General features: G+C 35.6%; 28 protein-coding genes. 16 read left to right on the top strand and 12 right to left on the bottom strand.

The window, feature by feature from the left end; translation table 11 throughout:
• Positions 1-79: 79 nt before the first annotated feature.
• The 3 genes from J0M15_04080 to elbB form a co-directional block, all read right to left on the bottom strand.
• Positions 80-286 carry a hypothetical protein gene (locus J0M15_04080; protein ID MBN8536202.1) on the bottom strand — a complete coding sequence of 69 codons (207 nt, stop codon included), beginning with the start codon at positions 284-286 and terminating at the stop codon, positions 80-82.
• A gap of 100 nt (positions 287-386) precedes the next feature.
• Complete coding sequence (locus J0M15_04075) at positions 387-1,406, bottom strand: ATP-grasp domain-containing protein (protein ID MBN8536201.1); 1,020 nt, start codon at positions 1,404-1,406, stop codon at positions 387-389.
• Complete coding sequence (elbB, locus tag J0M15_04070; GenBank protein ID MBN8536200.1) at positions 1,406-2,059, bottom strand: isoprenoid biosynthesis glyoxalase ElbB; 654 nt, start codon at positions 2,057-2,059, stop codon at positions 1,406-1,408. Before elbB ends, J0M15_04075 begins: the two co-directional genes overlap by 1 nt.
• A 100-nt stretch (positions 2,060-2,159) precedes the next feature.
• Here elbB and J0M15_04065 point away from each other — a divergent pair, with 100 nt between their 5' ends.
• The 3 genes from J0M15_04065 (at position 2,160) to J0M15_04055 (ending at position 3,906) form a co-directional block, all read left to right on the top strand.
• Positions 2,160-2,645 (top strand): glutathione peroxidase, encoded by a 486-nt coding sequence (locus tag J0M15_04065; protein MBN8536199.1) that lies wholly within the window; start codon positions 2,160-2,162, stop codon positions 2,643-2,645.
• Between the two features lie 115 nt (positions 2,646-2,760).
• Entirely contained in the window at positions 2,761-3,210 is a 450-nt protein-coding gene (locus J0M15_04060) for a hypothetical protein (protein MBN8536198.1), read from the top strand.
• 81 nt (positions 3,211-3,291) lie between these two features.
• A complete protein-coding gene (locus J0M15_04055; protein ID MBN8536197.1) occupies positions 3,292-3,906 on the top strand; it encodes a 4'-phosphopantetheinyl transferase superfamily protein in 615 nt (204 codons plus the stop codon).
• On the opposite strand, the gene J0M15_04050 is transcribed toward J0M15_04055, so the two are convergent.
• From J0M15_04050 to J0M15_04020, 7 genes are all read right to left on the bottom strand, one after another.
• Positions 3,863-4,093 (bottom strand): hypothetical protein, encoded by a 231-nt coding sequence (locus tag J0M15_04050; GenBank protein ID MBN8536196.1) that lies wholly within the window; start codon positions 4,091-4,093, stop codon positions 3,863-3,865. The genes J0M15_04055 and J0M15_04050 overlap by 44 nt on opposite strands.
• 116 nt (positions 4,094-4,209) lie before the next feature.
• Positions 4,210-5,421 carry a hypothetical protein gene (locus J0M15_04045; GenBank protein MBN8536195.1) on the bottom strand — a complete coding sequence of 404 codons (1,212 nt, stop codon included), beginning with the start codon at positions 5,419-5,421 and terminating at the stop codon, positions 4,210-4,212.
• 154 nt (positions 5,422-5,575) lie between these two features.
• Positions 5,576-6,187, bottom strand: coding sequence for a TetR/AcrR family transcriptional regulator (locus J0M15_04040; GenBank protein ID MBN8536194.1), 612 nt, complete (start codon positions 6,185-6,187; stop codon positions 5,576-5,578).
• Between the two features lie 84 nt (positions 6,188-6,271).
• Positions 6,272-6,634, bottom strand: coding sequence for a CoA-binding protein (locus J0M15_04035; GenBank protein ID MBN8536193.1), 363 nt, complete (start codon positions 6,632-6,634; stop codon positions 6,272-6,274).
• A gap of 61 nt (positions 6,635-6,695) precedes the next feature.
• Complete coding sequence (locus J0M15_04030) at positions 6,696-8,189, bottom strand: hypothetical protein (protein MBN8536192.1); 1,494 nt, start codon at positions 8,187-8,189, stop codon at positions 6,696-6,698.
• A 153-nt stretch (positions 8,190-8,342) separates the two neighbouring features.
• Entirely contained in the window at positions 8,343-9,203 is an 861-nt protein-coding gene (gene lexA, locus J0M15_04025) for a repressor LexA (protein ID MBN8536191.1), read from the bottom strand.
• A gap of 172 nt (positions 9,204-9,375) precedes the next feature.
• Positions 9,376-10,548, bottom strand: coding sequence for a hypothetical protein (locus tag J0M15_04020; GenBank protein ID MBN8536190.1), 1,173 nt, complete (start codon positions 10,546-10,548; stop codon positions 9,376-9,378).
• A 115-nt stretch (positions 10,549-10,663) separates the two neighbouring features.
• Here J0M15_04020 and xth point away from each other — a divergent pair, with 115 nt between their 5' ends.
• Positions 10,664-11,428: an exodeoxyribonuclease III gene (gene xth / locus J0M15_04015; GenBank protein MBN8536189.1), complete on the top strand. Its 765-nt coding sequence runs from the start codon at positions 10,664-10,666 to the stop codon at positions 11,426-11,428.
• 35 nt (positions 11,429-11,463) lie between these two features.
• Positions 11,464-12,018, top strand: a complete 555-nt coding sequence (locus tag J0M15_04010; GenBank protein MBN8536188.1) for an FxsA family protein — start codon at positions 11,464-11,466, stop codon at positions 12,016-12,018.
• 45 nt (positions 12,019-12,063) lie between these two features.
• On the opposite strand, the gene J0M15_04005 is transcribed toward J0M15_04010, so the two are convergent.
• Positions 12,064-13,332 carry a penicillin-binding protein gene (locus tag J0M15_04005; protein ID MBN8536187.1) on the bottom strand — a complete coding sequence of 423 codons (1,269 nt, stop codon included), beginning with the start codon at positions 13,330-13,332 and terminating at the stop codon, positions 12,064-12,066.
• A 105-nt stretch (positions 13,333-13,437) separates the two neighbouring features.
• Between J0M15_04005 and J0M15_04000 the strand changes: the two genes are divergently transcribed.
• The 6 genes from J0M15_04000 (at position 13,438) to J0M15_03975 (ending at position 18,858) form a co-directional block, all read left to right on the top strand.
• Complete coding sequence (locus J0M15_04000) at positions 13,438-14,058, top strand: TetR/AcrR family transcriptional regulator (protein MBN8536186.1); 621 nt, start codon at positions 13,438-13,440, stop codon at positions 14,056-14,058.
• A 95-nt stretch (positions 14,059-14,153) separates the two neighbouring features.
• On the top strand, positions 14,154-14,525 hold the full coding sequence (locus J0M15_03995) for a hypothetical protein (GenBank protein MBN8536185.1): 372 nt from the start codon (positions 14,154-14,156) through the stop codon (positions 14,523-14,525).
• Between the two features lie 261 nt (positions 14,526-14,786).
• Positions 14,787-15,167 carry a TraR/DksA family transcriptional regulator gene (locus J0M15_03990; GenBank protein MBN8536184.1) on the top strand — a complete coding sequence of 127 codons (381 nt, stop codon included), beginning with the start codon at positions 14,787-14,789 and terminating at the stop codon, positions 15,165-15,167.
• 101 nt (positions 15,168-15,268) lie between these two features.
• Entirely contained in the window at positions 15,269-16,906 is a 1,638-nt protein-coding gene (locus tag J0M15_03985) for a peptide ABC transporter substrate-binding protein (GenBank protein MBN8536183.1), read from the top strand.
• A 9-nt stretch (positions 16,907-16,915) separates the two neighbouring features.
• A complete protein-coding gene (locus J0M15_03980) occupies positions 16,916-17,896 on the top strand; it encodes an ABC transporter permease (GenBank protein MBN8536182.1) in 981 nt (326 codons plus the stop codon).
• Positions 17,897-17,898: 2 nt separating this feature from the next.
• On the top strand, positions 17,899-18,858 hold the full coding sequence (locus tag J0M15_03975; protein MBN8536181.1) for an ABC transporter permease subunit: 960 nt from the start codon (positions 17,899-17,901) through the stop codon (positions 18,856-18,858).
• Here J0M15_03975 and J0M15_03970 read toward each other — a convergent pair.
• Positions 18,851-19,543 (bottom strand): lytic transglycosylase domain-containing protein, encoded by a 693-nt coding sequence (locus J0M15_03970; protein MBN8536180.1) that lies wholly within the window; start codon positions 19,541-19,543, stop codon positions 18,851-18,853. The two genes, J0M15_03975 and J0M15_03970, sit on opposite strands and share 8 nt — an antisense overlap.
• 255 nt (positions 19,544-19,798) lie before the next feature.
• Here J0M15_03970 and J0M15_03965 point away from each other — a divergent pair, with 255 nt between their 5' ends.
• The 5 genes from J0M15_03965 to hflX all read left to right on the top strand — a co-directional run bounded on the left by J0M15_03965 (position 19,799) and on the right by hflX (position 25,364).
• Positions 19,799-20,317, top strand: a complete 519-nt coding sequence (locus tag J0M15_03965; protein ID MBN8536179.1) for a DUF2796 domain-containing protein — start codon at positions 19,799-19,801, stop codon at positions 20,315-20,317.
• Between the two features lies 1 nt (position 20,318).
• Positions 20,319-20,999: an ABC transporter ATP-binding protein gene (locus J0M15_03960; GenBank protein MBN8536178.1), complete on the top strand. Its 681-nt coding sequence runs from the start codon at positions 20,319-20,321 to the stop codon at positions 20,997-20,999.
• A complete protein-coding gene (locus J0M15_03955; protein ID MBN8536177.1) occupies positions 20,996-22,261 on the top strand; it encodes an ABC transporter permease in 1,266 nt (421 codons plus the stop codon). The genes J0M15_03960 and J0M15_03955 overlap by 4 nt, the downstream gene beginning before the upstream one ends.
• Positions 22,262-22,643: 382 nt before the next feature.
• Positions 22,644-23,858, top strand: a complete 1,215-nt coding sequence (locus J0M15_03950; protein ID MBN8536176.1) for a hypothetical protein — start codon at positions 22,644-22,646, stop codon at positions 23,856-23,858.
• An 87-nt stretch (positions 23,859-23,945) separates the two neighbouring features.
• On the top strand, positions 23,946-25,364 hold the full coding sequence (gene hflX, locus J0M15_03945) for a GTPase HflX (protein ID MBN8536175.1): 1,419 nt from the start codon (positions 23,946-23,948) through the stop codon (positions 25,362-25,364).
• Positions 25,365-25,373 lie beyond the last annotated feature (9 nt).

Here is a 25,373-nt window from a genome sequence, read left to right as displayed (position 1 = left end):
CATCTTTCTTGTCAAATAAAACATCCAGTGCACCAAGCTATTTCTTAAATACACTCTTAAACAAACTCAAAGACCTGTCTTAATTTAATAAATAGATTTTAGCTCTCGTTTTCAGAGTGCATTGAGGGCAGTAAGCCTCCTCTTTGATGGTTCTACTATCTTTATTCGCCGTATGATTTAGCTCTAGGATACTTCCACACAAAACACAATGACTTTGCGCTTTGATATACTCACTGTGAACTGGATGATTTACATTCTCAAAGTACTGTATTTTTTTTGCTTCCATTTTTTCTCCCCAGAAAAAGATGCCTCTCTTATGAAGACAACCTTTATTGCAATGAAAGTTAAAGCAAAATTGAGGCCCAAAAAATTCTGGACCTATTAACTTAGAGATATCTCTTACTCGCCATGACTATTTGTGAATCAATAAAATATTTGAACAAGATTTTATCGGCTGCTAGTTGTTGGGGATAAAAAGAAGCCTTCGTCATTCCAGGCAAGGTATTTGTTTCTAAAAATACCGGCCCACTCCTTGTTAAAATCATATCCGTTCTTGAATAACCATAACATCCAAAAACCTGATGGGCTTTTAAGGCCAAGTCTTGACACTGCTTCTTTTCACTCTCAGTAATCATTGCCGGAGTGATTTCCTTACTCCCAATCCCCAAATACTTTCCTTCATAATCGAAATTAGAACCTTTATCCAAGAGAACTTCACTGGGGCATAGCGCCTTCATTTCACTTTGGTTTTCAAAAACTCCGACAGTCATTTCTCGACCTTCAATAAACTCTTCACAAAGATAGTGGGGATTATTAGAATTTCTAATGCTTGAAACAGCGGATTGAAGTTTTTCAAGATTATCTATAATGAACAGACCAAAACTTGATCCATTGGCTACAGGCTTTAAAACTATTTTAGAATGCCTTTTAAAAAATAATTTTAAATCTTCTATTGGCTGATTTTTTTTAAAATCTAGAACGATCTCTTGAGCTAGAGAAATACCATATTCTTTAGCCTTCACTTTAGACCGGGTCTTGTCAAAGCAAAGGGCACTCGATGAAGATCCAGACCCTGTGAAACAAATCTTATTTTCTTCGAAGAACTTTTGAATGGAACCATCCTCGCCTTCGGTCCCATGAAGTGCTATGACAACACATTTACCATCCAAGATTTTCTTTGCTGAGAGGAGATCCTCAGCAACTTTTTCACCATAGGATATAAATTCTGATTTAAAAGGATTTTGGTGTTCAATTAATTTGTTCTTGTCGGTTTGATACCATGGTCCTTTTTGACTTAAAAAATAAATATCTGGATCTTCCAAAAAATTCACCAGATTTTGGGCTGTAGCTACGGAAACAAGCCTTTCTGAAGAAACTCCGCCGAAGATAAGTGCTATTTTTTTCATTACGCCATCTCTACCAATTCTTTAGTCATCAGAGAAATACCTTCAAATACTTGAGCAAAAGTCGCGTCATGCATAAAAGCTGGAGTCGTCAACAATCGATGATCTCTATCCGTGATATAGTCACTCACTGGACATTCGACTACCCGTGCGCCCGTTTTCTTAACCTCCGCAAATACTTTGGGATCATTTCCTAGGGTGATGGCAATTCCTCTTGAACCCAAAACTTTTGCTAATAAAACCGGTGCAATACAAACAGCGGCTATAGGCTTTTCAGCTTGATAAAATTCTTCAATGACTCTTTGAACTTCTGGGTGAACTTTGCAATCACTTCCTTTTTCTGCCCAATTTGAAAAGTGAATAGCTGCCCCTATTCCCCCAGCAATGGCAAGCCCATCAAAATCTTGGACAACCAATGAATTTAAATCTTGAATTTCTCCTCGTGTGATCCTTGCAGCCTCTGCAAGCATATTTCTTTTTTCTCCTGTTTGAATTCTCTTGGTCAGGTGATTGGTCACTTCTATTTCAATATCCAAAGAAAACGTGGTCACCATCGCATTCCATTTGTTTAAACCTACGAGCAAACTAACGACTTCTGTGATTTCAGCACCATCTTTATGTCCACAACCAGAAATTAATAGAGCTATTTTTTTCATGAGACCTCCAAAAACTGTTTACCTAAATTAACTAACTTAAGTTTGAAGTTTTATCAGAGCTAATATAGACTGCCTACTACCAGTTTATCAAGGAGCTTTCATGAATTCTTTTTTTGATTTTTCTGTTTTAAGTAATAAAAATGAACCCTATCCTTTGTCACAGCATAAGGGAAAAGTAATTTTGATTGTTAATGTGGCCAGTAAATGCGGCTATACCAATCAGTACAAAGGATTAGAAGAATTATATAAAAAATATGTTGAAAAAGGATTAATGATTCTTGGCTTCCCCTGCAATCAATTCGGAGCCCAAGAGCCAGGCACAGATGAGGAAATTCAGACTTTTTGCAAATTAACCTATGACGTCACTTTCCCCATTCTTGCAAAAGTTGATGTAAATGGAGAAAAAGCGGATCCCCTTTATAAGTTTCTTAAAGTGCAGGCTCCAGGAATTTTAGGTTCTGAATCAATTAAATGGAACTTTACCAAGTTTTTAGTAAGCAAGGATGGCAAAGTCCTTGATAGATACGCACCTCAAACTGAACCAAAAGATCTTGAGGCCGACATTCTAAAGTATTTAAACTCTTAATTTTTATTAATATAGTTTTTATTTAGTAAGTACTTACTAAATAATTGATTGACATAAAGCTTTGTTTATGGTACATAACGTTATAAAACCAAAAAAAAATGAAAGGTATCTTCTTATGAAAACTATATTATTTGTATTTACGCTCCTATTTATAATGCAATCCAAAGGAAACGACCTTGGAGATAAAGATTGCAATGTTGTTTTGTTAGAGGCTGAAAATTACAATACTGGAGGTTGGGGTAATTATTACCGAGCTTCAGTTGCCATATCTAAGTCAATTATTAACCGCTACAAAGACCCAAAGGTATTCCTCTCTTATGGAGAAAATGGAAATGGAGAACGCAAAATTGAAATGCCCGAATATGCTAAAGAAAGTGGTTTTTACAAGGTATACTTTTTTAAATTATCTTTTGGTGCAACACATGTATCTCAAAGACTCTATATAATCCCTTTTATAGCCAACAGTACGGACCGACTTTTTGATAATAATTTTGGAATTGGCGAAGTTAATCTTAATAGTTCTAATAACTGGCGATTTAAACAAAACAACTGCAATATTAATTAGGATATAATTATGAAATACTTTATTAAAAGTCTACTTGCCATAAACATTCTTTTACCTATTTCAATCTGTCTGGTTTAAGCAATGAATGGATTTCCAAAAACTTTAGAAGAGCACTTTCGCCATTTTTTGAGTTGTCCAGACTTGATTTTGCGGATGCGATCTGATTGGGGTGCGAAACAACCCAACTTTCGCGAGAAATTGCGCCATGGAATATGGCAAGAGCTTGCAGGCGGTCAGCAAAGACAAGATTCAGTCCGAGACCGCCGCAATCTACTTGATTTAGAAGAATTGCCAAGCCTCGAAGGGCATTTTATTTCAATCTCTCATTGTCAAGATTTCGGTGGTTTTGTTGCGACGACAAAAGGACCTGTGGGTTTTGATATAGAGATTGTAAAAAGAGTGACCACAGCCGCAATGGAGCGAATGGCAACAAGGGAAGAAGTTCAACAGGCTCCATCCGTAGCCTCTTTGTGGGTCGCCAAAGAAGCCGCATTCAAGGCTTTGCGCTGGGGCGGCTCTCAACCAAGCACCATCTCCCAGATTGAAACGACAGGGTGGAGAAAACACCCATCCCTCTATGAATCGTTCACGATCAAAAATCCAGAAAGATTTGCCTCGCCTTCGGGCGATTTTTCCAAAGGCTTGGGTGTTGTCATCGCCCACGAAATCTATCTATTTTGTATTTATCTCGGATAATCGTCGTGGCCGTATCTATTGCCACACTCGGACCAAGCAAGTTGTAAAAGTAACTCAATCGATTGGCGGCAATACTGCCGGCAGACCCCGTGTTGGTGTGGGCCCCGATGTTCCCTCGTTCTGCGGAACTTTGTTGAATATACCCTCCAGGAAAACGACAACCTATACCAATAATAGCAAAGCTCATAACCACCTCAAAAAATCATTTTGAGGTCGGACATTATACTGAAAATGGGATTTAGGGAATATAATAACTGCCATTAGCAGAAAACTAGGATCTGAGCTTTTATAAAAAAATGAGCATCAGAATAGAATAAATCCATTTATTTTATTCGGCCTTACTCGAAACTCCATTTTATCATTCACAAAGTCCCAGAAAGAACCCAACTGCGCTAGGTTTGTGTAAGGTGGCTCATTGCCTCCTCGTGAAACTGTTTTTCCTTGGGAGAGAAGATAGCGTATTTGATTATATTCCTTATTTTGATAGTGAAGATAAACTAAAATTTCATTTCGTAGAAAAATTGAATTTCCTAAATAACGTGGAGGTGCGCCTGGCATATGAAGTCTTTCTTGCCATTCGGACCATCGGCTTCCAAACCTATTAATAAAATCCTCACCACTCATTTCTAGCCATATTAATTTATTCTTTTCATCAATTTGAAAATTTCTTTGAATTTTGAAACCATAAACTTTTTCATAAAGACGAGAACGTGAAGAACTTGCAAGAATCCGAATACGCACTGGTCTTTTTTGTTTCAGAAACTGCATATCAATATAAGTCCCAGCCTCTTTCAATAAATACAAAAAATGATTTAAACCTTTAAGTTCTGGATCTGAATGATTATATCCATGAAATAGCTCTACAATACCTTCTTCTTCATTGGGCCTTAGTTCAGAAAAAGGTACTTGAAAATCTTCATTTAAAATTCTTTCCATTCTTGTTAACTTTAACTCCCCATTGTATTTAGAGCCATCGTACAACATCAAAAAACTGGAAAAGCGATCTGCCTTTAATAGGCCTTCGTTCAAGGTCAAGGGGTTTTTAATCATATAAAAATAGGATCGCTCATCAAAATGATTTTCAATATCCTGTGCATGGCGCTCAAGTTCTTGAGCGATTTTTACAGCTCGTTCATTTTTATATTTGTGATCCCCCTCTAAGTACTCATAAGCCATGGCTCGATAGGCCTCTTGAAGGTATTTTGTTACAACACCGTTCTTAATGGTTGAAATACCCGTCAAGGGAACGGGAAAAGTTAAACCAGGAATATCTGTATCGTATGTTCTCATAAGATAAAGTGACTCATCTTTGCTCATGCCTGAAGGTTTCATCAGAACTCTCGTTGCGGCAATAAAATCAAATGGCCGATCAAATACTTTTTGAGCTTCTTTTATATATTTAACCCACTCATCATTTGAACGAAAATTTGAATCATGATAGGCCCTCACACATTGATTTTTTTCAATCGCCTGTACAAAGGTGAATATAAATAACAATAATAAGATTTTCTTCATGAGTTAATTTACCTCTGATAACTGTCAAAAAAAATGACATAGAGGCGCAAAATTGCCATTAATATTTTCACTGTCAACTCCATTAAGATTATAAAATGATATAAAAGAACATTATTGAATCACTGCAACCAGTAAACCAAATTCTCTTTTAAACCTAATTGTTGAAATTGTTAGCTTGTGGTTGTCGCAAATAGTTCATTACCAAATCATTTAATATTTTTAACAATTGGTTGTCAGAACATTCCAACTTCTCTGTCGTCATACTTATAATCAGCCCAACGAGAGAACTATGAATCACTTTGGCAACAACAGCTGATCGACAACCTACAAATTCTTTATTCTTTATACCAAGATCAATTATTTTTTTTATTCGTTCCGTAGCTAAATTTTTTCTTTGGGTATTTATTTTTAAATATTCTTCATCAAATCCAGCTTGATATTGTAAAAGTAAATAAATTTTAAAAAGGTCAGGATTTTTTCGATAGAAACTTATAGTAAAACTAAGGTAGCGCTTAAGTTGATCTTTTGCCTTCTTTTTTTTTTTTAACTCAAGGCTTGTCAAATCACGAACTTCCCCCAAATACTTTTCAATAACAATAGGCAAAACGGCTTCTCTGGTTTTAAAATATTTTGAAACCAAAGGCTGACTGACACCAGCTATATCTGCAATAGTTTGAAACGTTGTACCGCGATCTCCATACTTGGATAAAGAACTTAGAGACGCATCTAAAATTTTTTCGTAGGTTTGTTCACTTTTTTTTCCCATATATAACCAATGTATAACTAAATTATTTTAGTTCAAATTAATTACTCTAATCTTGATTGGTTTTACAGAAAAAAATTAGCCTCTTCAATACTGATTGGTACTTAACATTACCAGCGTACATCCTTCAATGGTTTGTATGCCTTTACTTTGTGCAAATTTTTCTAACTTTGGATTTTCTGTTCCTGGATTAAAAATAATTCTCTTGGGTTTCAAATTGACAATATAATCCATTATCGATTCTTGATTTTCGGGGCTCAAATATAAAGACACAGTATCAATACCTGTCAGGAAAGGAGTTCCCGTCTGAATTTTGATCTCATTGATGGCACCTTCAGAACGTCCAATTGCAATAACAGAATGTCCATACAAAGACAGTTTTTCAACTGCTTTGTAGGAATACCTTTCTGGATTTTCGGAGGCACCAATAACGACAGTTTTTTTATTCATAAATAAAATTTCTCCCAGCTAATATTAACTTAGGGCCCGTCTAGAAATAAATACTTATTGTCTAAAATTGAATCATTTCTGTTAACGGTTGCCCCTTCATTTCAATTTGGAATTGCTTGCTTCTTCCATCTGCTAACTTCACTGTGATGTTATAGACCCCTGGATCTAGTACTTTAAAAAAATTACCTGCTGGGTTTGTTTTAAAAGGTTTTTCTCCAAGAGTATTATTAATACTGGAGATCGCAACGGTAGCATCTCCAGCGGCAAAGCTCTCTGCATTTCCTCTATTCCTTAAACTAGCTGTTACTTTTAGACTGAAAAGATTCTGTGATGTTCTTTGTATGAAATAAGACCATGCTTTACGATGTTTTGCTAATGTTGGGGCTCTCAATTCGTAAGGCGGCTGAAAACTTTGATTTACTTCAAGCGTAAAGGATAAAGCACCAAATTCAGAATGCATAAAGCTCATTGAATCACCATCAACCGAGTATAACAACTGCCACGGAGTACCCGCCGTGTAGGTTCCATTACCCGAATCACTGGGGATCATTTTTGCCAATTCATTCCCAACTTTTTGGTACAATGCTGCTTGGCTAGTAAAGCTTCCTTGGCATCCATAAGGATACAAAACAATTTCGCTGTAAGAGTGATAACTTAAAGAAGTTGTTGGGTTCGTCATATAGCCTAACCGAGCCAAGGCCTGACTTTCTGGTTCGCTACCAGGTTTATCGCCCCGATAAGTATCTGAAGTGGTAGAACCTGAAGAACCATTACAAGTATTCCAACGAAAAGGGTAATTACGATTAATATCGACACCAAAAACTTTGCTATTATTGGCTCGGCCATTTTTTCTCCACCAATTGTCCTGAGTCCAAACAATATTATTACCGTCGACATTCAACATGGGAACAATCCAAATATTCCATCTATCCATGATTTGATTCCATGGCGTTACCATTCTCTTCATTCCAAGAACAACATCTGCAACGTCCATCACAATTTCTGAAGTCATAATTTCACGCGCATGGTGCATTCCATCGACTATTAATGTTGGCTTATTAAAATATGCCGGATCATTTTTTTGCGGAGTCGATGATAATAACATCGCCCAAATAGGTCTTCCTTGGTTGGAAGCTCCAATTTGTTCCAGTCTGGTGAATTGAGGAAACTGTTGGCTCAATTGCTTCAATTTAGCTTCGACTGTTTGTGGGTTTAAAAACCTTGAATCTATCTTTTCAGTAGAATCAACACCCGAACGTCTGGATTTGATAATACTATAGGAAATCCTATATTGATTTAGTTTCGCTAGACCTGGATCATCCGTAATCACTTCGATAAGTCCATTTTTCCAGTTAACTCCCGCAATGTCATAATCACTCTGCTTAAGCCAACCCATAAGTTGTCGAACCGCTTCATAATTCTGAGGAGCTTGAACACTGATTCGGTGCTGAACCTCATTCAATCGATATATCGGCAGAACTGAATTTGTAGCTGTAGTGAGGGGTGAAAAAGCGAATGCTAATGATAGCAATGAAAACAAAATCCTTTTTGTCATAATCATCTTCCTTGTAATTATTTTTTTAACTCAATTTAAAAATTCTTTTTCGATTGCAACATTGGTAATGAACTTAAGTCGAGAAATAACTTCACAAGTTATAATAAAAATAGTGAACTACCTTAGTGTGATAAAAAAAACTTATAGCTGAGATTATATTTTACGTATCAGTCCAATAACTATTCCACGAATTTGCACCTTCTCGTCCCCAAAAAACATAGATTTCATATTTTTATTCGAAGGTCTTAACTCAATGAGCGTTTCCTTTTTATTTTTATCTGCAGGATGAAAATAAATTCTTTTAACTGTAGCTTCGTTTTCCACAGAAGCCACAACAATATCCCCATTTTTTGCCGAAGACTGTTCTTGAACAAGAATTAAATCTAATGGATTAATTCCCTCTTCAATCATTGAAAGACCCTCTACTTGAAGGACATAGGTAAGATCGGGGTCTTTTACTAAATAAGGAGGGATAGCCATAGTTTCATTATCGATAACACGTTCAATTGGATTTCCAGCAGCAACACGTCCAAGAAAAGGGAGCTCATGAAATGGAGACTCCATGAATGATTTCCCATAAGAAGCTTGTTGATTAAGGGGAGAGGGCAGAGCTTTATTCTGATCCCGCAAGCTTTTCTGGAGGAGCCTGTTTTGAGAATCAGAATTAAGCCCTGCCTTCTTCGAGAGACTAAAGGGAGAGTTTTCAGCTACCATTCCTGAAGATAGACAAAGTTTTTCTTTTAAAAAATCAGATGTTTTAATGATCTCTATACATCTTTTTTGATGAGGGAATAGCTGAATATAATTTTTTTTTGCCAATTGTTTTAAATAGTTTTGAACGGAATTAAATGAAGCTAACTTGAAATAATCTTTTATTTCTTGATAGCTCGGACTATTTCCGTTGCATATAAAATACTCGGCAAGAAAGTCCAAAACCTTTGACTCTTTAGGAGTTAAAGGTTTTGGACTTTCTTCAAATCTTCTTACACTGTTTAAAGGGAGGGACGATGGCATCATTTTCTTCATTTACATACAAATTACTATGTAAAATATATGTAAGTCAATACTTATTTTGACGACGCGTATTCAAGGGACAAGGAGCCGTTACAGGTTTAGAGCCTGTCCCCAAAAGGTCAGATATAAAGCGTGATTCCGTCAGATTTGCATCTTATCCAATATATTTGCATCATATCCATTTTATGGGACAAAATCCACCATAAGGGGTTTTAAGATTGGTCACTTGACCTTTATAGAGTCTACCTATGACCATTTGTAATTTATCCCTATAGGCATAGCACCGAAGATCAAACTTAAAGGATTCCGGCCCTGCGGGAGTCTTAAAAATTCTTTCTGACGCCCCTACATATTCTTGGGCAATAAATTCAGAAGTAGTTATTTCTTCAAATACCCTTCTTGAAATAGAAGCCCCTTTGTAGGTTTGTTTGGAACCGAAAGAATTTGTCGGTTTAAAAAATAAATTTTTTCGTGAATTCCACAACTCATTTTTATCAAGGTCAGAAACCAATTGTGTTGAAGGGATGGATCTCCTAATTGTTTTTTGCATTTCAACCGGGATCTTCATTCCCTCCCAAAATGAAAGCTCATTCAAATCAACCAAACGCTGCTTATCTGCCTGAAGAAAGTACTCAAAGGGATTAGGAGAAAAACAAACTTTTTTACTTCTAAAAATAGCGTCTAAATATTTGGATTCTCCCTTTTCAAAATAAAAATCGGTCCAACGGTTATATATAAGGTCGGGAAAAGGTTCAAAGACCCCTCTATAATCAACAATCTGGCAATTCCATCCAAAAGAACGAAACAAACTTTGATAGACCAAAAATTCTATATATAGTTTTTGTTTTTCTGGAGTTTCATCTACAATTAATATTTTTGGATCATGAACATTTCTTCCATTTAACCGCAACTCTTCAAGAATATCTTTTTTTAAATCTGAAATATTAAAATCCGTACCTAATGGTAATTTTAACAGCTCATAAAAATAAAAACCTAGAGCTAAAAAAGAAGCATTGGTATTTATCTCAATGAGTTTAGGCACCTGCTCTTCACTTAAATGAAAATCATAGCTCATGAACAATGATTTATTTCCTGGATCAGGAATGTCTTTATGGTATTTACCTTTAAGATAGGAGCTGTATTCTGGAGATTCTCTTAAAGCATAAAAAGCCCCTACAAAGTCATTTAGTTTTTCAAGCACTTCTTTAGGCAATTCGAGAACAAATGAACTTAATAAATTCTCATCGATAAGTTCTTCAATAGAAAAATTCGAAGGAATTTGCGAGCTGAAATCTGCAAACCGGTGATTTAAATGATGAATATATTCTTGTTTTAAATTTTTCATAATTTAAAGTGACTCTAATTGTGTATGTATCTTTATGCAACCAGCAAGCACTTAATTAGTAGAAATTATCCTTAAACTAGTGTAGACAAATCCCAGAAAGAGACAGGTTCACTCAATGAAAATTGTCAGCTGGAATGTAAATGGGATAAGGGCTTGCGCAAAAAAGGGGCTCGTAGATTTTGTTAAACAGCAAAATGCAGATATTTTTTGTATTCAAGAAACCAAAGCACAATTAGACCAAGTATCTGATGATCTTAAAAATCTTGGCTACGAGAATTTTTTATGGTCCTCTGCCAAAAAAAAAGGGTACTCAGGGGTTGCCACATTTTCGAAAAAAAAACCACTGAGCTGGCAGACTCATTTTGGCTACTCAGAATATGAAGAGGAAGGACGAACCATTCTTTCTGATTTTGGAGATTTTATTTTGTACAATATCTATTTTCCAAATGGAGGCTCTGGCGAAGAAAGACATCACTTCAAACAAATCTTTTTAAAAAGATTAAATAAACATCTCAAAGATCTCGTCAGCAAGGGAAAGCAACTTATTGTTGTCGGTGATTACAATGTAGCTCATCGTCACATTGATGTTTATGATCCCATAAGATTAGCGACTGTCAGTGGTTTTTTACCAGAGGAACGGAAATGGTTTGATGATTTTTTAGAAATTGGTTTTGAAGACACTTTTAGAAAATTAAATCCGAACACTCTAAATAAATATTCATGGTGGAGCTATCGTGAACTTGCTAGAATTTCCAATAGAGGCTGGAGAATTGACTATATCTGCTCTACCAAAGATTTGAATTTAAAGTTACGATCTTCTGCCATTTTGGATGATATTGAGGGCAGTGATCACTGCCCCGTTGTTGCAAATTATACTTAATTTCTATTAACTCGAGTTCGAGGGAGAAAATCTGTATGCCGTTATTATTTTTTTTGTTAGAAATTTTTATATTTGTTACCATGATAAATCAAATTGGATTTATAGACTCCCTACTCGTCTATTTGGTTCCTACAATAATAGGAATTCTTATTTTTCGAAATCAAAATAAAACCCTCATTCTCAATATCCAAAACACCCAAAATCCTCCTCAAACTTTAATTAAACAAGGTTTGACATTTATCGCTGCCATTCTATTAATCTTTCCCTCATTTATAAGTAAGCTATTGGGATTATTCATATTACTTCCCTTTGTTCGAACTCTTTTAGCTTGGGGTTTTCAGGGATTTTTACTTAAAAAGGTCTTTGCGAAAAATAATTCTTTCACTCAATTTGGGACCAATGGTTTTAAATTTTATTATCAAAAATTTGAATCCGGCCCCTTTCCGTCATCAGATTGGCAAAGCCCCCAAGCCAATTCCCAAACTGTTTCTCACACAATGGATAAAGATATTATTGAAGCCAAATTCAAAAAAATTGAGGAAACAAATTCAGATTTTTTAGTTGAGTCTTCGACCAATAAAAAAGAGTAGAATGAGCATTTATTTCTGGACGGGCCCCTAGGTATCCGTTTCAAATTATCTACGAGCCACCGTTTTTTTTTTCATGAAGGGCTCAAAATAGGATTTAAACATAAATTGACCTATATAAGATGATTTCACAGTCCAATATTTTTTATTTACAGTGATGGCCGCGACTGCCAACCGCTTGTTTTCATCATCATTGGCATAACCTATAAACCAATCGACCCTTCCCTTTGGATTGTCACCCGTAAGGTGGCCAGTCTTGCCGCCCATTTCAATTTCTTTAAAACGCCGATCTTTAACAAGTTGGCGAAAGCTCTTTCGGGAGGTCCCCCCAAGAACCGTTTGTTCCATCATTTGTCTTATTTGCGCAGCAGATTCAGGAGTCATCACAAATCCTTTTTCCAAAGGCTCTCCTTTGTATACAACATCACCCTTGGCGTCTTTGAGTTTGTCAATGATGTAAGGAATTAACATTTTACCATCATTTACTACGGAAGCAGCAATCATCGCTCCCTGAATGGGACTAATTCTGTTTTGTTTATTGTAGCCAGAAGCCACCTCCGTCAACTCGAAATTTTTTTCAGAGGGCACACTTGCAACCCCCTTCTCGACGTCAAAATCTGCCGGAATATCTTGGTTAAACATAAATCTATTTGCAAAATCTAAAATATCGCTTGGTTCTAAAGTCTCTAAACTGAGTCTGCCAAAAGCCGTATTGATCGACCGAGCAAAAGCTTCCTTGAGAGTGATCTTTCGACTCCAACGATTTACTTTATCTGACATCACGTTTTTTTTGTAGAGAGTATAGTTACCGCCATTAAAGGTAATGGTATGATACGGAGTAATCCCTGCCTTTTCAACGGCCGCTGAAGCAGTTATGATTTTAAACAACGAGGCGGCTGGGTAGCTCGCTCTGACGGCTAAATTTGAAGCCTTGGGATTGTCTTTTTGATAACTTGATAATGCTAAAATTTTACCCGTGGTGGCGTCCATTAGAACAACAGCTCCATAATCTGGTTTGTATCTCTTAAATAGATTATCAGCTTCATTTTGCATTCGGCTATCTAAGGTGTATTCAATATTCAGATTTTCATTATTTGTACTCAATTGAAAGTCGGCGGAGGCAGGGAAATGATTATCTTTTACGAATGATGAAATTCCTTTTGAAACCAAAATACGTTGCTCTATATTTAATTTAATTTTTTTAGAAAGAATCTCGATATCAGATTCTTCAGAACTAAAGGCAGTGAGGATTACCGAAGACAGTATAATAAAAACAACAATTGAGAGTGAAAATCTAAATTTTTTAAAAATAACCATATCTTAACATTCTAACACGGATTTTTTTCATTGGACAAGTTGGACTTGGTGTTAAAATCAAATAGTTATTGAAGAATTATAGACCTAAGCCTATATAGTTACTCTATGAAAACAAAAGATCGTATTTTAGATATTTCCATAGAACTTTTTAATCGAAATGGTGTTGTGGCTGTAACTACAAACCACATTGCCAAAGAAATGAGTATTTCCCCTGGTAATTTATATTTTCACTATGATAACAAAGAAGAAATCATCCTAGAACTTTTCAAAAGAATGTGCAAAGAGACTTATCAAATTTGGCGGCCCAAAAGAAGTCTGAAGACAAGCCCCATGGAGTTTGTGGATGAAAATTTCGAAGTCTATTGGAAATATCGTTTTTTCCATAGAGAGATGTATTCCATACGTCGCAAAGATCCAAGCTTGAGTAAAATGTGGAAAATCCACGTTGAAAAGATGATGAAACACATGCGAGTTCTTTATCGTCATTGGGTTGAGCAGGGAAAAATGACAAAAGTTAAAAATGATAATGAAATGCTTTATGTTTTTGAATCTCTATTAGCCATGGCAACAACCTTTCTTCAATTTTTTGAAAGTACCGAAAAAACGACGGGAAGAAAATCCATTGATAGAGGCAAAACCCACGTCGCAAGATTGTTACTACCCTATACTATTGACAAAACAAGAGACGAGTTTGAAAACTTTATCAACTCAGAAACTATTGTTTAATATTATAAATATTCTAATGCATTTGAGCTGGAGTCTAAATTGCTAGATCTAACTTGCTAGGTTAGTTTCGGACTCATCATACCATTGGGGTGGTCATGCTAAAAGTATCAAAAAACATTGTCTTATTTTTATTCTTAATTTTGATACTTGGCGGTTCATTTTCCCAAGCCACTCAAACTACTTGTCAGAAATCCTCCAATGATATTGCTTTAATGAAATCCGCCTACCAACAATTATTGAATTCAATTCAAACTAACCAAAAACTCATTATTGATGAGCTTAATAGTATCTCTGCCGAAGCTGAATTAAATCAGGGACAAATCAGCAAAATCAAAATTCTTGAGCTAAAAAATAAATCTTTGGCCCTACAGAAGAGAAGTCAAAATTCCAGCCATTTAATTGAAAAATTAAATCAGGCCTCCAACGCATTGCTCTTAAAATTAGCATCTTGCAAAAATTTAAAATAAGATTATGACATTTGACCTTAATTTTTAATTTATATCAGCGCTCAGCATAAATAGAATATTGAATTACATGAGTATAATCATATAGTTGAATAAATTTAAGCAATTTTAAGAAATTTCTTGCAAAATTTACAATTCTCATTCTTAATAAGTCAGTTCCAATTTGGAACATAGACTCTAGAAGTTCCAAATTGTTCCGATAAGCGTAGTTTAAGAGTAATGAACTACCTCAAAAACTATAACTTGGTTAATAAGGAGGGGGAAATGGCAGGGAGTGCCGGAGTTTCACAAAGTATAATTGCTGATTGTAAAAAGCGATTATTGCAGATTAAAGCCGAGCTCTTAAATAGAGTTCGCGATGCCAAACATCAGCTTGACGGTTTAGAGACCGGAGGGGATGAAGCTGATCAAACGGTTAGAATTCTTGCCGAGCAAGAATTTGTTAATATGCAAGATCGCCTTAGAAATCAGCTTATTGAAATTGAGAGCGCATTAGCTCGAATCGAAAATGGTTCCTTCGGATTCTGCGAAGAAACAGAAGAGGCTATTGAGCCAGAAAGACTTAAAGCCATTCCTTGGACGAGATTAAGCATCGAAGGGGCCGAGATCAGAGAATCCATGAATAAAAGGTATGCCAGAGGTTAGCAGCCCTAACTTTTCAAACGCGCTCTAAAAAACAAACAGGCTTTTTTCTCATTGAAAGAAGCCTGTTTGTTTTTTATTCTCAAAGCCTATGGAGTTTGTAAATGATAAGAAATAAAATTTTATTATCAATAATTGGAATATTACTCTTATCCTTTTTTTCAATGAAATCATCCCTTGCTGCCAAAAATGAAGAACAGGTAACTAAGGGTGGCTCGATTGTCTTAACTATTGATGAGGAACCAGAATCTCTAAATCCTATTTCTGCCACTTCCGGCTACGCCCATGAAATCCAGAGTTGGATATGTGATTCTTTACTTACGAGAAATCCAGAAACTTATGAATGGGAACCTGCTTTAGCTGAAAAATGGGCTCTCTCGAACGACAGTAAAACAGCTTACTTCACTCTCAAGAGCAATTTGTTTTTTCATGATGATAAGGAATTAACATCGGAAGATGTTAAATTCTCTTTCGATATTGTTAAAAATGAAAAAATGACAAACGCGCCGATCAGAACATATTTCGAAAATATTGAATCCGTAGATGTTATCGATAAATTAAATCTTAAAATTAATTTCAAAAATAACTATTTTAAAAATTTTGATATTGTTGCAGGTCATTTCATTATTCCTAAACATATTTATAATTTACCAGAAAAAAATAAAGATTTAAATTACCAATTAACTTGTTCAGGTGCTTATAAATTACAAAAATACGAACAAGGACTTGGTATAGATCTAATTAAATTTGCCACGCATTACAGTGAAAAATCCTTAAAAAATAAAAATATTTTTAATTATTCAGAAGTTAAATATAAATTTCTGGCTGATGAAAATATAAAAATTGAAAAATTGAAAAAAAATGAAATTGATTACATTGAGTGGAGAAATTCAGAGATCTATGAAAAGCGAGCTATTGGCGACCCCTGGGGGAAGGAATTAGTTAAATATAAAGTTGAAAACAAAATACCAAAAGTTTGGAGTTATATTGGCTGGAATCTAGAAAATACTTTATTTAAAGATAAAAATATCCGATTGGCAATATCCTATCTCGCCAATCGAGAAGAAATAAATAGAAAGTTTTTTAACAATAACTCTTTGTTAGTTTCCGCTCCTATCTCTCCGGTCAGCGAATACGCACCCAATATCAAACCCATTCTTTATGATCCAAAAAAAGCTCTGGAACTTCTTACCAATGCTGGCTGGAAAGATAGCAACAAAGATGGGGTTTTGGATAAAACACTAGATGGAAAACTGGTCGAATTTAAGTTTACCCTTGTCTTTGCCAATAAGGAGTTTGAAAAGCTTTGGACTATTTTAAAAGAAGATATGCGCAAAGTGGGCATCGTAATGAATCTAAAATTTTTAGAATTTAACTCGATGCTCAAACTACTTGATGAGTCCAAATTTGATGCGATGGCGCTTTCCTGGGCTGGAGGAAGTGTTGATCCTGATCCTAAACAAGTGTGGCATTCTTCCTCTGCAACCAAAGGTAGTTCAAATTTTATTGGTTATAAAAATTTAGAAGTAGATAAACTCATTGATGAAGCACGATTTGTATCAGACAAAAAGAAAAGAATTGCTTTATTACAAAAAACCTATCGACTCATTGCTGAAGATTCTCCTTATTTGTTTATGTTCAGTGATCGCTACAGTTACTATGCAACCTCGGCAAAAATTAAAAAACTCAAACCTACTTTTAATTATAACGTTGGCTCTAATACCTGGTGGCTAGAGAAATAGGACTCTAAATTGTTAATTTATTTTATCAAAAGATTTGCTCTCGCTCTTCTTACAATTTTATCAGTTTCCTTTCTTTCTGTGGCTTTGTTATCAATTAATACCGTGACAGATTTAGATGTCTTAAAAAATAAAAACTTTATGACATCTGATTCACCTATGAACACGCCTTCCCCTTCTAACCAGATTAAAAAAGGGATTCTAATAAATTACATGCAGTGGTTAAAAAAGGCAGTTCATTTTGATTTTGGAAATAGTTTAATCTTCAATGTGGAAGTCAGCTCCTTGGTACTACAAAAAGCTTTTATCACGGCTCCTTATTTTCTAGTTTCAGTTTTTTTCATATTGTTCTTTTCTGTTATTATCACCGTTTTTAAGGTTTTTTCTTTCTCTTCATTTGCCAATCATGCCAGTAATTCAGTATTGCTTTTTCTAAATATGACCCCGATTTATATTCTGGCTATCTTCTTATTGATGTTTTTCTCAGGACATAACCATTTAAATTTATTTCCCTTGGGAGGAAGACAATCCGACAATTTTAATAGCTTAGCTTTACCTAACCAATTTATAGATAGACTCTATTTTGGATTTCTTCCTGTTTTTTGTTATGTATTAAGCCATCTTGCTGAAGTTACTTTCATTACACAAAATTCCACGACATCCATTCTTAAGAAAGAATATATTAAAACTGCCATAGCCAAAGGATTATCTAAAAAAGATATCATTGTTCATCATGTATTAAGAAATTCAATTCTGCCTCTATTGTCTTATTTAAACACTCTGGTTCTTTTACTCATTTCATCTTCACTTATTGTTGAAAATGTATTTAATATAAAAGGTCTTGGCTATTTAAGTTTTCGTGTGATCATCAATAGGGACTATAACACACTTATTTTTATTAATTTACTTACAGCTTTCTTTTTAATTGGTTTGAGATGTTTTTCAGATCTTTGTCTTCATTTTTTAGACCGCAGAATTGATTGGGGAGATTAAGAATGACAAAAGTGAGCTTAGGTTTCTTTATTTTCACAACTCTACTAAGTTTTTTTGCAGAATTATGGATAAATGACAAACCTCTTTTTCTTATTTATAATAACAAAGTATTGTTTCCAATTTTTTATCATTATTCTCCAGAAGACTTAGGAATAAAAAATGAAATCATTATTAATTATAAACAATTAGATCCCCAGAAAAATACCTTTGCTCTTTGGCCCCTTATCAGATGGAACCCAAATGAAACAGACTTGGCGCTTGATGTCTTCCCTTCACCTCCTAGCCTTCATCATTTTTTTGGAACAGACGATCGAGGAAGAGACTTATTTGCCAGAGTTATCTACGGATATCGTAATACCATGACTTATGGAATTATTTGTCTGCTTGTTTCTTCCCTTATTGGCATTTGCTTTGGAGTCTGCATGGGTTTCTACGGAGGCTATGTTGATTTATTTGGCATGCGTGTTATTGAAATCATAGAAAGTATTCCTCAATTGTTCTTAATTCTTGTTTTGATTAGTATTTTTGAACCCAGCATCTACCTCTTAGCAATTTATTTGTCCTCGCTAGGTTGGGTGAAAGTTGCCAACCTCATGCGCACTCAAATCCTTGAGCTCAAAAATCAGGAATTTATTCACGCGGCTCGTCTTCTTGGTATGAGTGATTTTCAAATTATTTTAAAACATATGTTACCTAATTCTCTCTCTTTAGTCTCTACAACTGCACCTTTTTCCATCATCAGTTTTATTACATTTTTATCAATTGTAGATTTTCTTGGAATGGGAATAGCGCCACCCACAGCGAGCTGGGGTGAAATTTTTCAACAAGCACAAACTCAATTTCTTGTGGCCCCTTGGATATTCTGGTTACCTGCTTTGTTTATGTTCATGATTTTTTCACTATTATATGGGATCAAAAAATTACTTGAAAAAAATCTTCTGTTTGAAGGCTCATCTAATTAAAAGCTAAACTATCTGGAACTTTGTTTGAAGCCATTTTTTTATAAAAATTTTCATAATGTTTTAGAATCTTCGTAGAATAGAAATGAGGCAAGTCTTTAATTTTTTCGATTTTCTTTATTCTTCCTGGTCCCGAATTATAGGCTGAGATATAGCGCGGGGGGCTGTTTTCAAAGTAACCCCTTAGTTGTCCCAAATAAGCAGTTCCAATGATAATATTTTTGACAGGATCTTTTAAAGTCTTAGATCCCTTCCATGACACGTTTATTCTCTTAGCAACTTCTTTCCCTGTCGTTGGCATTAATTGCATAAGTCCAATCTCACCAGCTAGCCCTCTGGCCTCAGGATTAAATGAGCTTTCAGCAAAAATAAGCGAAACGACAAAGAGAGGATCTATTTGGAATTTCTTGGACTCTTGAATGATACTTTTAGTTATCTCTTTGGCCTTCTGTTTATACTTTATGGGAAGTTTGGACTGAACGATATCAAACAAATAAATATGAAAAAATTTTTCTCCTTCTAACTTTGAAGCCGAGCTTTTGTGATAGCTATTTCCTAACACTTCTTTCGCATGATTTTTTCTTGATTTTTCATCTATAAATAATTTTTTATCGAACATATTGGAAATTAAAAAATTCTGAAAAAATAAGGGGATTATCGACAATAAAAAAAGCAGTGAATTTTTCATTTGTACCTCACTTTAAGACGGTACAAAGAACATGCCGATAGGAATGCCTCAGATAGACTAGGAGCTATAATGAGCTCTCAAAATGAGACAACGTCCCTGATTTATGAAACAGGAGTCCAAAATTGCCAACCTGTGAGTAAAAAAAAAGGCAGCTTAGAAACTTATTAATGATTTTTTAAAATTTAGATATATACTCCAACAGCAATCAAAAATTCCTTAAAACGTGAGTTTAAAGGACTAGAGCAAGGAGAAAAATTGAAATCACTATTTTTTTTGATCACTGTTATTTCCTTATCTGCAATTTCTGATAAAGCCCCTCATCGTCATCAAGATGCTCATGTCCATGGCGCGGCTTCCTTAAACATTGCATTAGATTCCTTAGATGGTGAGGTTGAGTTTAAAACGGCATCCGATAGTCTTTTAGGCTTCGAACATAAAGCTAAAACAGAGTTTGAACAGAAAAAATTAAAAGATCTGATCGCTAAATTTGAAGCCGAAATTTCAAAAATGATTATTTTTGATCCTTCCACCGGCTGTTCTTTTTCGAAAGAAAAAATAGGAATGACCACTCAAGGCCCCGATCATAATGAAAATCATTCTGATTTCGTTGCTGATTTTAAAATACGTTGCAAGAAAACTGTTATCGGAACTAAATTAATAATTGATTTCACATCCTTCAAAGGGCTTAGAGATTTGGATATCATTGTATTAGCTGGTGATATTCAAAAATCAGCTGAAGCAAAACAAAAAGTCATTACCATTGATTTGAAGTAATATGATTGAAATTAAAAATGTAAAATTTAAATATTCCGATAGCCTTCAATTAGTTTTGGACATACCTTCTTTTTCCATTTTTCGAGGAGAAAAAGTTTTTTTATACGGTCCCAGTGGTTGTGGAAAAACAACTCTGTTAGAAACTTTGGCGGGCGTGATAATTCCCGATTCTGGATTGGTTAATATCTCTAATGAGGATATAACTAAATTGAGTCCCTCAGCTCGAGATCGTTTTAGAGCTAACCATATAGGTTACATTTTTCAAAGTTTTAATCTTATTCCTTACCTCAGTGTTTTAGAAAACATAACTCTCCCTCTTTATTTAAGTCCTTTAAAAAGATCCAAGGTACCCAAGGAATCGGAAATTGTCATAGCGAAAGAACTTTGCTCACAGCTCGGCATTTCAGAACTTGTTGAAAAGAAAGTAACTAAGTTATCTGTTGGCCAACAACAAAGAGTTGCCGCAGCTAGAGCTATTCTTGGGCAACCAGATATTATTTTAGCCGACGAACCAACCTCTTCATTAGATTTTGATCATCGTGAAAAATTCATTAAATTATTATTTGAAATTTGTCAAAAATACAAAATTTCAGTTTTATTTGTAAGTCATGATCGTACTTTGAAAAGCTTATTTGATCGTTCCTTGAGTTTACCCGAAATTAATTTAGCAGGTCCCAAATGATTTTTATTACCCTCGCTCTAAAGTCACTCAAAAATCGATTGAACTCCACTCTGCTCACTGTATTTTCTATTTCATTGAGTGTTGCCTTATTATTAGCCGTTGAAAGAACCAAAAGAGCTGCGGAAGAGGGCTTCACCCAATCTGTGAGTCAGGTCGATTTGCTAGTTGGCGCAAGAACTGGACCTCTAAATTTGATTCTCTATACTATTTTTAATATGGGTAGCCCCTCTAACAACATCTCTTGGGAAAGTTATCAAGAAATTAAAGCAATGCCCGAAGTGGCTTGGACTATTCCCTATAGTTTAGGTGATGGACATAAGGGATTTCGAGTGGTTGCCACCGACGAAAATTTTTACCAGCACTATCATTACCGAGGAAATCAAAAAGTAGAGTTAGCGGAGGGAACCCCTGCCTTAGATATTTGGGAAGTGGTTGTGGGAGCAGAGGCTCAGCAAAAATTAAAATATAAATTAGGCGATAACGTTATCATTGCCCATGGAGTGACTCGTGGTGACGGCATTCAAATGCACGACGATAAACCTTTTACCGTCAGTGGAATATTGAAACCAACGGGAACAGCTCTGGATCAAAGTATTTACATTTCACTTTATGGAATGGAAGCCATTCATATCGATTGGAAAAACGGCGCAGCTCCCTCGGCAAAAAATGTAATTCATCAAAATCAAGTCAACAAAGAATCCATAAAAATCGGTCCCATCACTTCCTTTTTTCTACGAACAAATTCAAGAATTGAAACTTTGAAACTGCAAAGGACCATTAACAATTATGAATCTGAACCTCTCTTGGCTATTATTCCAGGTGCGACGCTTGCCGATTTATGGCGTGGGTTAAGTCATATTGAAACCATCCTTAAAATTATTTCCTTTATGGTACTAATTGTCGGCCTTGCTGCCATGATCAGTACTATTTTAGCCGGACTTAACGAAAGACGCAGAGAAATGTCGATACTTCGATCTATTGGTGCTGGCCCACTCAATATCACATTACTGCTCGTATTTGAAAGCACTCTCCTCACTTTAAGCGGCATTCTTGGTGGCATTCTCATTCAAACGGGAGGCTTTTTTGTCTTGGCTGAATGGTTAGAAACTCAATTTGGATTTTACACTTCAGGAGCTATGTTCACTCAGATTGAAATTTTCTATTTAGCAGTTATTCTTCTTAGCGGCACGCTCGTTGGTATGATACCGGCAATAAAAGCAAGCCGCTCGGCCCTCAAAGACGGCCTCGCCACTCGACTCTAAATCTTCTAGAGAATGCTTTTTTAGTGAGAGGAATTTGTGGGATCATTTTAAAATTTGTGTACAAAAGTCAGACATCGTGTGTGACCATTTTCCAGCAAAGAATACAAAATAGTAACTTCTTAAAAACTCTAGAAAATACCTACTTGAAATTTATTAAAGATTCTGAATGGTTATTTCTCTAGATCCCAGACCTCCTTGTCTTGATTGAGCTTTCTTTTTGGCCTTTGCCTTGCTTTATCAGATTTTGGGAATAAAGCTCTCTCGGCTATTGGCTCAGGTAGTTTGTAAAAAATGTAACTTAAGATGAACAATCGCATTGATTGGAATTTCTTAATGGCATTGAACGAAATTTCTTTGCTTGAAAGGAAGTTAAAGGAAGTTTATGATAAAAAATCTTTTTTTAAATAGTTTTATTATACTGCTGAGTTTTCATTTTATTGCTTTCGCTCAAAATAACTGCGTTGACTCCTACGCTAAAAGTAATAGAAACACACCTGAAAGCTATATTAGAAAAGTGCCTGGCGATTTTCTTGTATTTATGAGGTCTAACCCAGCTGCCTCCTTAGCTTGGTTTCGGGATAATGCAAAAATGGTATCAGCAAAATCAAACCCTTTTGCAAAAATAGTTTCCCATATTGGGATCATAGCGGCTGACGCCAAACCTGATAATGTAGATATTGTAAAACTCAAAAATAAATCAGATAAAACAGATAAAGCGGATATTGGTATTATTGATGTCGATGATGGTGGAACTGGAATGTTTTTAGCAGATCTTTTTCATACTTTATCCTACAATCAAGTTTGGCCCAACCGTCTTAGTTTTGAAGATGCTATCCTCTCCTATAAATTAGGACTCAAAGGAAAAGACCTCTCCAAGGTTCAATCCTTGGAGGAAATTTTAAATAAAACACCCCCCAGATCCTTTAATTATAAAAAACTCGCAGAAGATAAAGAATATTTTAAGACAAGATTAAGTTTATCTGATTTAAAAGACACGAGCTCTGAAGTCCAAGAAATATACAATAAAAATCAAAACCTCTTTGAAAATGAACTGAAAGAAATGGGTACCATTATTCATTTTGGAGTACGAATTAAGGAAAATGGAGGTAGCATGGGAGTCCCACGATTTTCCTATCTGATTAAAGAAAATGATTCTGACAATTATAAAATTATTGAGTTCAAAGCTCAAGTAGATCCTGCAGCAAGTGCTTTAAATTTAGCTCAAAGCACACCTGATAAAAGAATTAAAGAGGTCTTAACGAACTTTAGACCCAAGGAAACCAAAGGTAATATAATTAAAGTCTTAAATACCCAGACAGGATTTTATATCGTTAGAGAGAAGGTAAAACCAAACTTTGATGGCGGAGCTTTACCTGCAACCCTAGATGAAGTTCAAAATCATTTAGATTATGCAAAACACATGTTTTATTGGCTGGGAAAGTTTCATGCTAAACAAAAAGAAAAGTATGCCGAGGAGTTCAACAATAACTTTGATGAATTAAGTCCTATTTTAGAGAAAATGGTTGATGATCACGTGAACTATTTTCGAGAAATTTATAACGAGCACCAAACTCCAACTCCAACAGGGGCTATTTAGCTTACTTGGAATTAGCATGGAGCCAGAATCTTAAGACCAAGTCAGATTCATTGCTATATAGAAAAAAACCGAGTACACTTCCTAACCATGCTAGCATCGAATGATTCCTTAACTCAAAAAGCCGTTCTTGTAGGTATTCAACTTCCAAAGCTGACTCAAGGAGAGTTTGAAAGTTCTTTGCAAGAGCTAACTCGATTGGTAAATACTTTAGGTTATGAGGTTATTGGAAAAGTGGTACAACGACGTAGTTCCGATAAATCACCTAACGTACTTGGGGATGGTAAATTACTGGAATTAGCTCGCTGGACGGGTGGAAGTGGAAAGATTGCTTCTTTGGTGGAGCATAAAAAATCGAAGGCTGCCTTGAAGTGGGCTCTCGAAAAAAACTCAGAAGAGCCCGCTAGTCTGGAAGATTCAGTAAGCTCAGATAACTCAGAAAACTCAGATTTTTCAGACAACCTGATGGAGTCAGGTTCTGCCGATATCGTTATTGTTGATAGTGATCTTTCACCTTCACAGCTTAGAAATCTTGAAAGTGCCAGTGGTGTCCCCGTTCTTGACCGAACGGGAGTCATTATAGAAATATTTAGCCGCCATGCAAAGACGAAAGCAGCTAGACTTCAAGTCGAAATTGCGCGACTGACTTATGTAGCTCCTCGATTGCGAGAAACTAATAAAGGCGGTGATCGTCAAGGTGGAGGCATTGGTGGTAAAGGCTCTGGTGAAACGAGTTTGGAGCTGGATAAAAGAAAAATTCGCGATCGCATCAAGGAGTTGAAAACAGATCTTGCGGCTTTAGGAAATGAACATGAAGTCCGAAGAGCCCGCAGAGGACAGGAAATCAGCGTGGCGCTGGTTGGATACACAAACGCAGGGAAGTCTTCACTCATGCGTGCTCTTACTGGGAGTGATATTTTAATCGCTGATAAATTATTTGCAACCTTGGACACGACGATTCGTCCAATGTATCCAGAAAGCCGCCCTAAAATTCTAATTTCTGATACTGTTGGATTTATAAAAAAGCTACCCCATGATCTTGTCGCCTCTTTTAAGTCCACACTCGATGAAGCTCTGCATGCTTCCCTTTTGCTTTATGTTGTTGATGCCTCAGACGAGTCTTTTCGCTCGCAATTAGAGGTAACGCAAAAGGTTCTGGCTGAGGTTGGAGCCACAGAGATTCCTTCTCTGATGATCTTAAACAAAAGCGATCGATTAAATGATGAAATCAAAATGGCGTTGAAAAAAGAATTTCCCAATTCTATTTTTATTTCTACTCGAAATAAAGAGGATATAACAAGTCTTAGAAATAAAATTCTTAGCTATTTTGAAAATGATATGACCGACGTTGATCTTTTCGTACCCTACCTTGCCAAAGGAATTGTTGGCGAAGTAAGGGCCAAGACAAGAGTTCTTTCTGAATCCTATGATGAAAAAGGTGTTACCCTAAAAATCAGAACACATCCTGAAATCTTAACTCAATTCGAAGAGAAAATTAAAAAAACCTAGAGTATTTTT

This window comes from Deltaproteobacteria bacterium, from assembly GCA_017302835.1.
Classification (GTDB): domain Bacteria; phylum Bdellovibrionota; class Bdellovibrionia; order Bdellovibrionales; family Bdellovibrionaceae; genus UBA2316.
The sequence above is the reverse complement of the archived record's forward strand: the minus strand, read 5'-3'. Positions and strand labels throughout refer to the sequence as shown.